This is a genomic window from Rhizobium sp. CCGE531, assembly GCF_003627795.1.
Lineage (GTDB): Bacteria > Pseudomonadota > Alphaproteobacteria > Rhizobiales > Rhizobiaceae > Rhizobium.
The window spans coordinates 414,015-426,851 of the sequence record NZ_CP032687.1 but is presented as its reverse complement, the minus strand read 5'-3'; the positions used below and the strand labels follow the sequence as shown (position 1 = coordinate 426,851).

Here is a 12,837-nt window from a genome sequence, read left to right as displayed (position 1 = left end):
ATGTTGGCTTAGTTCGTCGCGATCCCCAGGGCCGACAGGACCTGCGGAGTTATGGTGCCGGTGACTTTGAGACCGTACGCATCCTGCATTTTACTGAGCCCGCCCTTGGTGGCGGCATCGACTTGCCCTGTTATCGGGCCGCCGAAATAACCAAAGGCGATCAGAGCGGTCTGGACCTGTATGACGATACGGCGAAATTTATCCGAGTTGCCTGGCAACGTCTTCAGTGGCACTGGCTGCGCGCTCGTCGAAGAGGATTGCGTCGAATAGGTGCCAGTTGACGTCGTCCCCGGTAAGTTTGGAGTGGTTGGGAGACTTCTGATGACCGGCCCCGGGTTGGGCTGATAGCGCGGTGTCGGATCGGGCGATGGATAAGCAGTGTCATAATCGCCCCGTGGGACGTAGCCACCTCCAGCTGAGGATGCGTGGCTTGCGTGACTGGCATGACTTGCGTGGCTCGAATGCGAGCTATGGCCCGCAAGGGTGTAGACCTGCTTGACCCGCAACCGTTCGAACAAGGAGGTGGCAGGCTTCTTTTCGGTAAGGCCGATGATTGGCGCAGCATCACCTTTCGATGGCATGAAACCGGCCGCGATCAACGACGGCACCAGGTAGATCTTGCGCTTCTTCATTGTGGTGAGAGTCCCCCAAACCCCTGATCAGCTTTATACCATTCAAAAAATCCACCACAAGTAGAGCGCAGCGAACATCCGCTGCACTGTTCCAAAAATTTGTTCTTCCAATCTGAAATCGTGCCTGGTGCCAGATGTCGGTACCCTGGAGGGACACTGCAAAGAGGGAAATTATAGAGCAGCGTTTGAATACCGCGCCCAATCGCGAGGTTGATGGCTGTGCGGAGTCGGCCGAAATCCAGCGACGTATCCTTGAACGAATGGGCCCAGTTCATTCTGCCGTAGCCAATATTTTCCAGTTGCATGATCGCCCATACGTCAATGAACGGAAGCCGGGTCGAGACATAGTTCGCAAGCTGTGGCAACACATCCCAGTTCTGCTGGAGGACAACCGTACGAAGCTCGACCGCTGCCCCCGCCCTCATCAGCGCCGTCAAGTTCAACGACAGCGTTTCAAAGGCTCCGGATTTTCCAACAATGCTGTCGTGAAGTCCCGCATAAGGCGCATAGAGCGGAATGCCCCATAGCACGCGATCACGTCCGATCTCATCCATCACGGTGCTGTCGCCCGGTTCGAAAAACTGGCCGTTGGTCAGAACATGAAATGAGATATCCGGCCGGGCTTTCACGGCTGCTAGAAGAAACTGAAACAGCCTTCCTTTGTGCAGCAGCGGTTCGCCGCCAGATATGGTGATCCGAGCGTTTTCCGGCGCTAAGGTGGCGGCGACTGTGAACTGGTCGAAGAGGTCGGCGTGATATTTCTTTGGAGGCTGCGAGCACATGACGCAGAGCTGGTCGCATTGCTCGGTGACCAAGAAGGTGTTGTGTCTCGACCGGGATCGCACCAATCGATGCGCTGACTTTCGCCCAGGAACTAGAAGCAGGACGTCACCGTCAAGATCGGTTTCGGGACCGCAGTGGACGCGAAGCGAGTAACCCGCGAGATCGAAGGTTTGACTTTCCTGATCTCTGTCGATCAGGAGTGCATCATATTCACTGTCCACCGCGTGCGAGCGCAAGCGAACGATACTTGGATTGTCGATCGGGACGTCATCGATCTTGAGCCGCAAATCGATCATGTGTGTACCGGCGCCAGTGACGGATCGAATTCCGGAATTCCGGCCCAGAACGCAAGGCTCTTTTGGACTTTCTCGTCAGCCGAATAGAGCAGCTCGAAGATCTTGTCGAAGATTGCGGTATGACGGCGACAGAAGGCTGTGTCGGCCTTCGGTAGATCGATGCGCCCATAACGGGATAGATCGTCAACAACGTCCGCACCACACGCGGCTTGGTATGGACAATGGATGCAGTCGGGATGGAATGAATTGGAAGACTCTTCGTTCAGCACGTCTAGCTTGGACTGGTCGATGCCGTCACAAAGATTGCCAATGCTAAGATCGACCTGTCCAACCCGCGTGACCATCCTGGCTTCATCCGTCGGATAGAAGGTGCCATCGTAGTCAATAACGATGTAGTCTCGGCCGAGAATATTCGGATTACGAAGGTCGACGTGCTGATTGTGGCCGCCACGCAGAACCCGCCGCAGGCAGTGTGTGAAATAGAACTCCTCAACCGGCTGCCCGGCGGTCCAATTGTGCTCGATCAGAGCGTCGATAAAATCGGCATGGTAGGCATTCCATTTGTCTTCGAGACCGGTGGTCTGAAACCGTTTTCTGGCAAAACCCTGATGATTAACTGGTCGAAGGAAAATTGACCGAAATCCGAACCGGCCAAATGTATCAATGATCTCGGAAACGCTCGGCAACTGGTTGATGTCTAGCGTCGGGAGAGCCGAGACCTTTCCCTGCCCCAAGCGCTCGATGGCATAGCTGAGGTTCGATACGAATTGCTGCGTGTCTTTGGCGTTTACGGTTCGTTGCCGCTCATGCGTCGAAAATTCGCCATCAAGTGACGTACTCACGAAGACGTCCGAGGCATCCAGGAAATCCCAAGCTTCTTCCGATACTGATTGCAGATTGGTGCATACCGTAAAGAAAACTTCTTGGAACTTGCGGCGAGCGAAATCACGAACCTTCTCCAATAGGTCTAATCGGAGCAGTGGCTCGCCACCCTGGAATTCGATTTTGACGCTCGCGGACGTCATGGCATCGAGAAATCGGAGAACGCGCTCAAGCGTCTCATCCGTCCAATCAAAGCCCGGAGTGCTCTCGTTCACCCGAGACACCTGGCAATAGGCACATGCCAAATTGCAACGGAGGGTCGGAACGAGAATGACGTAATTCAGCTCTTGAGGACGGTGCAACCGTTGGGCCCACCGGTAGGCAAATCCCATATAGGCTGGATCGTCGATCTCATTGAACGCATGACCATTTGCTTCAAGAAAGCCCCTATCCAGTGCCGTCAGCTTTCCGGTCGCATAGCGATTGAGAAAGTGAGCGTCGGCTTTGAAGTAACCGCCCGCATCATCCGCAAAAAGATAGCCGGCGCCGAACGGTTTGAACTTAAGGGGAAATACGGTCATCGCCCGAGGACACCGTCGACCAGGGCACGCCTGAGCGGAAGCGTCTCGGCATAAATTTTCTCGCGATACAGACAGTGGTGGAACTCTCGAACGAGCAGATCACTCGGCGCTGCGCCGTTATCCAACAGGCTGATGGTTTGCGATATTTCGATTTCTGTATCTGGATGCGACGCACTAAACCGAACGATAGCCACTGCGAGATATGGACGGAATGTCGGATCGAGCTCGATCGCACTGCGGCGAGTTTTCTCTGGGGACGAGGTGTGAGAGTTTTGCGGTTTCACGTCAGTGCAGCCTCCCCATTCCGTACGATTGAGATTGTAGCCATGCTGGCATCCAAACACCAGACGGTTGCACTGAATTTTCGCTTTCGAGCCCCGCGCACGACGTCCCAAACCAAGTATCCATTCGACTGGGTTTTCAATTACCACATTTATTCCAGTGAGTGCTTTCGTGATTTGCCCTCTTGCCGTAGCAGGAAGCGCTCGTGATTCCTTGTCTGGCACCGAATCGCAGAGGAGCCAGGGAGGCGTGGTTTGATAGCGACCTTGCCGGTCACGGCGGGCAACACTTTGCCGATGTGAATCCTTTTCGTTCCAATATTCGAAATGCCGTTGACGTCTCACAAAGGAAGGGCCGCCTCGAAGGGGCTATTGGCGGCCCAAAGGTGACTGCTCGTGCAGCCACTTTGGCGAATGAAAGGAAAATTCGCCTAAGCCATAGTAGAATTTCAATTTTGATATTGCAACGGTCACTTTGAAATAGCTGTAGCACGAAGCTCTACCACTGATTGATTTACCATACCTATTTGCCGATGCGAACCGATGTCTTGCAAACAGCTGAAGTCGAGCTGGGGGATGATGGGAGACGCCGGCGCTTTTTGCAAACCACGCTGAGCTGCGGCGACAGCCTTCGGGCCAGCGGCCAAGGCCTCCCACAGCCGAATTGGAACCGCGCATAACCTCGGCGACGCGATGCACGGCAATTTCTTGATCTTGGGTCATCATGTTTATGGTTCCTGCCTTGGGCGTTTTCAAAGCTTCCAGTTCCTTTAGGTATCGATCCACTTGATTTCGGCCGGGCACTCAGCCAGCCCGTGGAGCAGCCAAATGCGACCGAAAGCGAGTGGCTCTGTGCAACCGTTCCCTTGATTTCTGAGGACATAGCGGTGAAGCGCAAGCCATCACAGATAGCTGTAAACATCGCCTCACGCGGCAAGGATGAGGAAAGCGTTTTCCATTTATTTTGCCACAAGGTGATCAGCGGAACTGCAAAACCAAATGTTGCAATCGCAAAGGCAGAGAGGGGCCTCGCTGAGGCAACGACGATCCCTCCCAGTGCGGGACCGACACTGCGAACAGTATTGAACCCGACAGAAATAAGCGTGACTGCACCCGGCAGGTGGGGCCGTTCGACGATATCCCCGACCGATGCCTGCCAGGCGGGATCGTGGAGAGCAATGCCGCAGCCAGCCTGAAAACTGAAACCGAGAATGATCCACGGATCAGTTTCGTCGAAAGCAACGGAAAGCGTGAGCATGGCGGATGCGGTCATCATAAGGCTTCGGCCAATGATCATCACCTTACGTCGGCTAAAGTTGTCAGCGATCGCCCCGACGAAAATGGCCAGAATGAATGCAGGTGACGTTGAAGACGCCTGGACCAATGCGACCATCACATCCGAGGTCGAAAGGGTCGCCATCAGCCAACTGATCGCAACCGCTTACATTAGCCGGCCGAGACTGGAGAACTGATTGGCGGGCCAGATGGCGCGAAACGTAGGATTTGTTCAGCGGCGCCGACAACGTTGATGAAGCAGGAAACCTGCATTAATAGACAGGTTGACGCCCTTTGGCGGGAAGCTTTTTGACTAAGAGAGCGTCACTTTAGGAGTGACATGCCACGATCCCGGATTGAACGGCGGAGCCGATCCGAATTCGTTCCACCTTGGCGCCGATACAACACGAGGGCGCACCTCCTGCGGCCCTCATCCTCAGTCGGAAAACCCAAATGGCGCGTCCGTGCGCCGGTAGTGATCAGGCAAGATCTGTCGGCCGATTGGCGGTTCCGACCGGGATGTGCAGCTATCGCGTTGGCAAAGACGACAGGTAATGCCGATGGGCGTTGGCACAACGGACGTGTTGTCCTTATGATAGACCAGACGTTCGACGTGGCTGGCTTCGCAAACCAGCGCCACGGCCCGATCGACGCGCGGAAGTCCAAAGGCACCTCCCCCGGAACTTACGGTTCGAGCGATCGAAAAAAATAGTTGGCCATCCGGCAACTCTAGCCACTGCGTTACCACCGTCCTCGGCGTTGTAAAAACCTGGTGCAACGTCCAAAGGGGGCAACCACCGCCATGTCGTGCGAAGGGAAAATTTGCGCTGTCGAGGCGCTTGGACACGTTGCCTGCAGAATCCACACGGATAAAGAAGAAGGGGATCCGCTCTTGTCCGGGCTTCTGCAGTGTGGTCAGCCGATGTGCCGTCTGTTCGAAACTGGTGCCAAATTGACGCGAGAGCGCTTCGACATCATAGCGGCGCGCTTCAACCGCTTTGGCAAATTGCGTGTAGGGCATGACAACGGCTGCTGCAAAGTAGCCTGCGAGCGCCCGGTACGCTAATCGTCGCCCACTCTCTGTCGCAAGATTGCCTTCTTGAACGAACTTTTGAATATCGCCCTCGGATTCAAGATAGGCGAGTTGCTGTGCAAGTTGAAAGTTTTGGCTTGCCAGATCCAAGCAGTCGTCAAGTAGAACCTCATGCCTGTGTCGGTCCAGTCGGCGGACCGATCCTGACATGATCTCCGTTGGTAATCGTCTCACTCGAAGATTGTGACGTTGCATAAGATAGAATGGAAGCCCGCCAGCCTCCTTCACCGCCGCCGCCAACTTTTCTGCCGCAACATCAAGGCCAGGAAAGCAATTACGTCGAGCTGCGAGGAACCGTCGCACGCCCGCAACAGGATCTGCTCCTTCATCGATCCCTCCGTCGAGGGCGGCCTGTCGTTGATCGGCAAGAACAATCTGTTCCTCCTTGTACGAGGTGTAGAGCCGCAGCATCGCTTCTGCAAACCCCGGAAAGCTGCTGAGCACGTCTGCGACTTCGAGCGGTGATATCTCTATGCCACTGAATATTGGATCCTTCATGGTCGATTGTAGTCGCGCAAGGATTTCGGGCGTGCCGTCGTCGGCAAAGAGCGACATGTCGAGCTTGTAGATCTTCGCAAGTCGCAGAAGAATCTCGGCCGTAACTGGTCGCTGATTCCCCTCCATGAGCGCGACATAAGAAGGGGAGACATCGAGGTCAGATGCCATGTCGGCTTGAGTGAGGCCAAGATTTTTCCGCAAGCGTCGAAGTCGCGGACCGAGATAAACGCAGAGTTTTTCCATACACCGATTACAGCATTACAAAATATCCTTGTAAAGTTTGACAACATCACAAAGGCACCGGCTGAAAAGAAAACGGCGACCCGCTATTGCAGTGCACACAACTGGCCGACCCTTGGAGGAGTAAATGTCGTATTCAGATAGTGTTGAAGGAGCCAAAACCTTGATTGTCGAAAACCACGCATGGTCCGGCCTCACTGCCGAAGCTGTCGCTCGCATGCGCCTTCAGAACAGATTCAGAACCGGTCTAGACATTGCGCGCTATACCGCTGCGATCATGCGTCGGGACATGGGCGCCTATGATCAAGACCCGAGCAAATATACGCAGTCGCTCGGATGCTGGCATGGGTTTATTGCCCAACAGAAAGTCATCTCGCTGAAAAAGCACTTCGGCACGACGGAACGCCGTTACATCTATCTCTCAGGTTGGATGGTTGCGGCACTGCGGTCGCAGTTCGGTCCGCTCCCCGACCAGTCCATGCATGAAAAAACGAGCGTGCCGGCCCTTGTCGAGGAGATCTACACCTTCTTGCGCCAGGCAGATTCACGCGAACTCGGCATGTTGTTCAGGGAAATCGACAAAGCCCGGGTGGAGGGTGACCAAGCGCGGGAACAGCAGCTGGTTCAGGCGGTCGACAATCATCAGACCCACGTCATTCCCATCATTGCTGATATTGATGCAGGTTTCGGAAATGCCGAAGCAACCTACCTGCTGGCGAAAAAGTTGATTGAAGCCGGCGCCTGCGCGCTGCAGATCGAGAACCAGGTCTCCGATGAAAAGCAGTGCGGCCATCAGGACGGAAAGGTGACCATTCCGCACGAGGAATTCGTCGCCAAGATCCGCGCATGCCGCTACGCGTTTCTCGAGCTCGGCATCGACGACGGCATCATCGTGGCTCGCACCGATTCACTCGGCGCAGGCCTTACCAAGCAGATCGCCTTCAGCGTCAGCGAAGGCGACATCGGCGACCAGTACAACGGCTTCCTGGATTGCGACGATGTCACCGGCCAGCCACCCTCCAACGGCGACGTGTTGATCACGCGCGGCTCGAAGCTCTTGCGGCCGAAGCGGCTGCGTTCCAACCTTTATCAGTTTCGTGAAGGCACAGGCGCCGACCGCTGCGTGATTGACTGCATCAATGCGCTTAACAATGGCGCCGACTTGCTGTGGATCGAGACCGAAAAGCCTCATGTCGAACAGATCGCGAGCATGATGGACCGCATCCGGCAGGTGATCCCCAATGCCAAGCTGGTCTATAACAACTCGCCCTCTTTTAACTGGACGCTGAATTTCCGGCAGCAGGTTTTTGATGGTTGGCAGAGCGAAGGAAGGGACGTCTCTGGGTTCGACAGGGCCAAGCTGATGAGCGAACAATATGACGACAGCGATTTGGCGCGGGAAGCCGACGAAAAAATCAGGGCCTTCCAGCATGACGCCTCCAAACGCGCCGGCATTTTCCATCACCTGATTACGCTGCCGACCTATCACACCACGGCGCTCTCGACGGACAATCTCGCCAAAGAATATTTCGGCGCGCAGGGCATGCTCGGTTACGTCGCCAACGTCCAGCGAAAGGAAATCCGCCAGGGCATTGCCTGCGCGAAGCACCAGAACATGGCTGGTTCTGACATTGGCGACGATCACAAAGAGTATTTTGCCGGCGAGGCGGCGCTTAAGGCCGGCGGAGCCAATAACACGATGAACCAGTTTGCGGCCTGATGCAGACCTACCTTGCAAGGGACCTGCAGCAGGCCTGCGTCCTTTACCTTACCGGAGGAAGTAATGTCGAACGATGAAGAGAAAAAGAAACCCATCTTGCTGGAGCGACCGCGGGCTGTCTTTTCGCAAGAGGACTTTGAGCTCATCCGGGTAGCTGTCGCCCACTATCTGCACGTGGTGAAAAACGAGCCAGTGGCAGTAAAATACTCAAACCTGCATCACCGGCTCGGCCGGATATCTTAAGATCGCAGCTCTTGTAATCGCGCGTCGCAATTGCGCTCGAAGAGTTTCGTTCCGAACCCCCTCTGCGGGAAGACAATTAGAACACAGATCAGTTCATTCGGCAGCTGTTAGTTCCCAGCTAGCGAGCCCTGAGGAAAAATATCATGGATAACAACAATGCTTGTGTCTTAGTCGACGGCCATAGTGCCGAATTGAAACTTCGATCAAGCACGATCGGTCCGAACGTCCTCGGCATTGGATCCCTCTACGAGCAGACGAAGATGTTCACCTATGATCCTGGCTTCACTTCGACTGCGTCGTGCGAGTCCAGCATCACCTTTATTGATGGCGACGAAGGCGTTCTGCTGCATCGCGGTTATCCGATCGAACAGCTTGCCGAGCACGGCGACTTCCTCGAAGTCTGTTACCTGCTGCTCTACGGCGAATTGCCGACCGCAGCCCAGAAGAAGGACTTCGACTATCGGGTCGTGCACCACACCATGGTGCATGAACAAATGTCCCGCTTCTTCACCGGTTTCCGCCGCGATGCGCATCCGATGGCCGTCATGTGCGGCTGCGTCGGCGCTCTGTCGGCCTTCTATCACGACTCCACCGACATCACCGATCCGCACCAGCGCATGGTCGCAAGCCTTCGTATGATCGCCAAGATGCCGACGCTTGCCGCCATGGCCTACAAGTACCATATCGGCCAGCCCTTCGTTTACCCGAAGAACGATCTCGACTATGCGTCGAATTTCCTGCGCATGTGCTTTGCCGTGCCCTGCGAGGAATATGTCGTCAATCCGGTGCTTGCCCGCGCCATGGACCGCATCTTCATCCTGCACGCGGATCATGAACAGAACGCATCGACCTCGACGGTTCGCCTCGCCGGCTCTTCCGGCGCCAATCCCTTTGCTTGCATCGCCGCCGGCATCGCATGCCTCTGGGGCCCGGCCCATGGCGGCGCCAACGAAGCTGCGCTCAACATGCTGACGGAAATCGGCACGGTCGACCGCATTCCGGAATATATCGCCCGCGCCAAGGACAAGAACGATCCGTTCCGATTGATGGGCTTCGGTCATCGCGTTTACAAGAACTACGATCCGCGCGCCAAGATCATGCAGAAGACGGCGCACGAGGTCCTCGGCGAACTCGGCATCAAGGACGATCCGCTGCTCGACATCGCGATCGAACTGGAGCGTATCGCGCTGACCGATGACTATTTCATCGAGAAGAAGCTTTACCCGAATGTCGACTTCTATTCCGGCATCACGCTGAAGGCGCTCGGCTTCCCCACGACCATGTTCACGGTACTATTTGCGCTCGGCCGCACCGTCGGCTGGATTGCCCAGTGGAACGAGATGATCGAAGATCCGGATCAGCGTATCGGCCGCCCGCGCCAGCTCTATACCGGCGCACCGCTGCGCGAATACGTTCCGCTTTCAAAGCGCTGAGCGACATCCGTGATGAAACGAATACCCGGCTGCTCAGCTGCGATCTCGCAGGGTTGAATGCAATGGCGACCGAACAGTGGTGCTTGACGAATCTTGCTTCCCTTGCGAAGGCCTAGCGCGAGCATGCGAAGACGTTGAAAGCGACCGTTCTGCTCGTTGAACTCAGCGACTTCGCGGACGTCAAACGTATCTATGCCGCCCCCCTCTAGACCCCCTACCCCTGCTGGCGGTGGAAGGCGTTGGCGAAAGGTGCAAAAGTGAAATCGAGACCTTGATCGCTCTCAGTCAAGCTGCGCGCCGCCTTCACCGCAACGATCAGGAACAACATTGCTCCGGCGTCCCCGTTCAGCATAAACGTTCAGATGAACAAAGCTGTAGACGTTGACGATCGGAACAGGAAGAACGGGAATGACGCTCACTGCTGCGTTAACGAGGCATCTAAAAAATCCGGAGCAATTCCTCGACCTATCCGAGCCTAGCACGCACACGGCTACATCTATGAAGCGCTTTGCGGTCTTTAACCCGTCCGATCTGCTGGCCGAGGTGCCGGACATGAGTGCCGAAGAGGTTTCCGCAGCCATTGACAAGGCGCATGCTGCCCAAGCGCCTTGGGCTGGGCTCACCGCCCGGGCGCGCTCGGACATCCTGTGGAAGTGGCACCGGCTGATCCTCGAACATAGCGACGATCTTGCCGTGATCTTGACGGCTGAGATGGGAAAGCCGCTGGGAGAGGCGAAATCGGAAGTCTTGTACGCGGCGGCATATCTCTAATGGTACGCCGAAGAGGCCAACCGCATTTACGGCGAGACCATTTCAGCGCCCTCCAATGACAGGCGTATGCTGGTGATCAAGCAACCAATCGGTGTTGTCGGGGCCATTACCCCTTGGAACTTTCCGGCCTCGATGGTAGCGCGCAAGATTTCGCCGGCGTTTGCCGCTGGCTGTACCGTTGTCTTGAAGCCCGCTGAGCAAACGCCCCTCGTTGCCGGGGCCATGTTCGCCCTCGCGCGTGCAGCTGGTTTCCCGGAGGGCGTTCTCAATTTCGTCTATGCGTCAGAGGGTGACGCTATCGGTCGTGAATTGTGTTCAAACCCAAAGGTGCGAAAGATCAGTTTCACAGGGTCGAACGAAGTCGGCCGATTACTGATGCGCTAGTGCTCCGACCAAATCAAGCGCATCAGCTTCGAACTCGGCGGGAACGCCCCTTTCATCGTCTTCGACGATGCTGATATCGACGCCGCCGTTGACGGCGCGATCCGAGCCAAGTTTCGCAATGCTGGGCAGACCTGCGTGTCCGCCAATCGGCTGTACGTCCAAAAACGCGTCTATGACGAATTTGCTGAAAAGTTCACCGCGCACGCGCGAAGACTTCGCGTTGGCGACGGCTTTGAACAGGACACCGCGATCGGGCCTCTGATCGACAATCATGCTCTGACAAAGATCGAAGCGCATGTCGATGACGCTGTCAAAAACGGGGCAATAGTGCGATGTGGTGGGCGGCGCATCGGCACGTCCGGAACATTTTTTGAGCCGACCGTGATTACAAATGTCGTCAGCTCAATGCGCATCGCCCAGGAAGAGACTTTCGGTCCTCTGGCACCAATCATCCGTTTCGACGACCCGGAGCAAGTCGTGCGATACGCTAACGATACGATCTACGGCCTCGCCGCCTATTTCTATGCTTCGAACCTCAGGCGGGTCTGGCGTGTGGCCGAGGCGCTGGAATACGGGATGGTCGGCATTAACACCGGCCGCATGTCGTCGGAGGCTGCACCCTTTGGAGGGATCAAGCAGTCAGGCATTGGACGTGAAGGCTCCCGCCACGGCCTCGAGGACTATCTTGAAATGAAGTACCTTTGCCTGGGTGGCCTCTGACGCGGATTAAGACCTCCCGCGATTTGACGCTGTTGATACCAGTCTCTCTCGCAAAAAAGAGGCTGCCGTCGAAACTTGTTCGGCGGCAGCCAAGTCGCTTGGGAGGCGAATTCAAAGCTCAAGCGACTGATCCCCTAAACGAAGCCCTTTTCGTACGTGTCGCCGATCAGATACCTATCGCTTCATAGGCATCGGCGATCTGTCGGATTGACGCGACATAGGCGGCGGTTCGGTAGTCACCGAGTTCCGGTTGCTGCTCCATCAGGTCAGCAATGCGCCCCCAGGTGCTTCGCATCACGTCTTCCAGTCCGGAACGAACGAGATCGATTTCCGCGCCGCCTTCGAGGAACTCGTCACGGATGTCGGCAGGGAACTCCTTACCGGTCATGCATTCGAGGGCCGGTGCGATGGTCTGGTTGCGCCGCTCGCGCCGGCGGCGCTCCATCAAGCCGAAGCCGAAGGGATATGCGTGAGATTCTTCACCCATTCGAAGTAGCTGACGATCAGGCCGCTTCTTTGTTGCGAACATCCTTCCATTAACAACACGGCACAAGTCTGGCGGACCGGTAAGTAGGGGCACACTCCCAAGGACCCTACGAGCCGGAACCAATGCCTAACGCAATATGACCACTAATGCAACGAGTGTCTTAGTTTGCGATATATGGATCAGGTGTAACATCGCTTTCAAGATCATTGGGCTGCATCTGATGCGCCAGCGCACGAGCCATCCATTGGATGTCGCTCCCCAATCGAGGTTGCGACACCGCACCCTGGCAAGTTTAAATGTAAATGGCGTGGCCACTGATCAGGCCTTCCGGGCCGTCCGCTTTGACGACCGATTACACTTAGTTCCAAGAAGTGACGACACCCGCGCCCCCTTCGGTCCGGGCCAAGCGGCTACACAACACGGATACCGCAGCGTTATTAAGCCAATAACTCACGGCGATACATTCGGGTCGAACAGACATACTTAAAACAAATGTTGCATTTCGATTTACCACACGATACGCTTCGAAAACGGGGCAGCAGCCTGGGATACCGATCGGGACGCACAAGCTGAGCCGA

At 55.9% G+C, this 12,837-nt stretch carries 9 protein-coding genes and 2 pseudogenes; 4 read left to right on the top strand and 7 right to left on the bottom strand.

What is annotated here, in order from left to right:
* Positions 1–8: 8 nt before the first annotated feature.
* The 6 genes from hxsA to CCGE531_RS31855 all read right to left on the bottom strand — a co-directional run bounded on the left by hxsA (position 9) and on the right by CCGE531_RS31855 (position 6,504).
* Complete coding sequence (gene hxsA / locus CCGE531_RS31880; protein ID WP_120670899.1) at positions 9–632, bottom strand: His-Xaa-Ser repeat protein HxsA; 624 nt, start codon at positions 630–632, stop codon at positions 9–11.
* Positions 629–1,711 carry a His-Xaa-Ser system radical SAM maturase HxsC gene (hxsC, locus tag CCGE531_RS31875; RefSeq protein ID WP_004122943.1) on the bottom strand — a complete coding sequence of 361 codons (1,083 nt, stop codon included), beginning with the start codon at positions 1,709–1,711 and terminating at the stop codon, positions 629–631. The genes hxsA and hxsC overlap by 4 nt, the downstream gene beginning before the upstream one ends.
* On the bottom strand, positions 1,708–3,114 hold the full coding sequence (gene hxsB, locus CCGE531_RS31870; RefSeq protein WP_120670898.1) for a His-Xaa-Ser system radical SAM maturase HxsB: 1,407 nt from the start codon (positions 3,112–3,114) through the stop codon (positions 1,708–1,710). The genes hxsC and hxsB overlap by 4 nt, the downstream gene beginning before the upstream one ends.
* Positions 3,111–3,545 carry a hypothetical protein gene (locus CCGE531_RS31865; protein WP_245459553.1) on the bottom strand — a complete coding sequence of 145 codons (435 nt, stop codon included), beginning with the start codon at positions 3,543–3,545 and terminating at the stop codon, positions 3,111–3,113. The genes hxsB and CCGE531_RS31865 overlap by 4 nt, the downstream gene beginning before the upstream one ends.
* Positions 3,546–3,918: 373 nt before the next feature.
* The gene (locus CCGE531_RS31860; protein ID WP_004122951.1) at positions 3,919–4,815 is read right to left on the bottom strand and encodes an MFS transporter; all 897 of its coding nucleotides are present in this window, start codon (positions 4,813–4,815) and stop codon (positions 3,919–3,921) included.
* A 291-nt stretch (positions 4,816–5,106) separates the two neighbouring features.
* Positions 5,107–6,504: a helix-turn-helix transcriptional regulator gene (locus tag CCGE531_RS31855; RefSeq protein WP_004122953.1), complete on the bottom strand. Its 1,398-nt coding sequence runs from the start codon at positions 6,502–6,504 to the stop codon at positions 5,107–5,109.
* Between the two features lie 124 nt (positions 6,505–6,628).
* Between CCGE531_RS31855 and CCGE531_RS31850 the strand changes: the two genes are divergently transcribed.
* The 4 genes and pseudogenes from CCGE531_RS31850 (at position 6,629) to CCGE531_RS31835 (ending at position 11,772) form a co-directional block, all read left to right on the top strand.
* On the top strand, positions 6,629–8,221 hold the full coding sequence (locus CCGE531_RS31850) for an isocitrate lyase (protein ID WP_120670896.1): 1,593 nt from the start codon (positions 6,629–6,631) through the stop codon (positions 8,219–8,221).
* A gap of 63 nt (positions 8,222–8,284) precedes the next feature.
* The gene (locus tag CCGE531_RS31845) at positions 8,285–8,464 is read left to right on the top strand and encodes a hypothetical protein (protein ID WP_015342020.1); all 180 of its coding nucleotides are present in this window, start codon (positions 8,285–8,287) and stop codon (positions 8,462–8,464) included.
* Between the two features lie 143 nt (positions 8,465–8,607).
* Positions 8,608–9,897: a citrate synthase gene (gene gltA / locus CCGE531_RS31840; protein WP_120670895.1), complete on the top strand. Its 1,290-nt coding sequence runs from the start codon at positions 8,608–8,610 to the stop codon at positions 9,895–9,897.
* A gap of 408 nt (positions 9,898–10,305) precedes the next feature.
* Positions 10,306–11,772: pseudogene (locus tag CCGE531_RS31835) on the top strand (NAD-dependent succinate-semialdehyde dehydrogenase).
* Between the two features lie 166 nt (positions 11,773–11,938).
* Here the strand turns inward: CCGE531_RS31835 and CCGE531_RS31830 are convergent.
* Positions 11,939–12,282, bottom strand: a pseudogene (locus CCGE531_RS31830) (glutamate dehydrogenase); the annotation flags it as partial.
* Between the last annotated feature and the right edge of the window lie 555 nt (positions 12,283–12,837).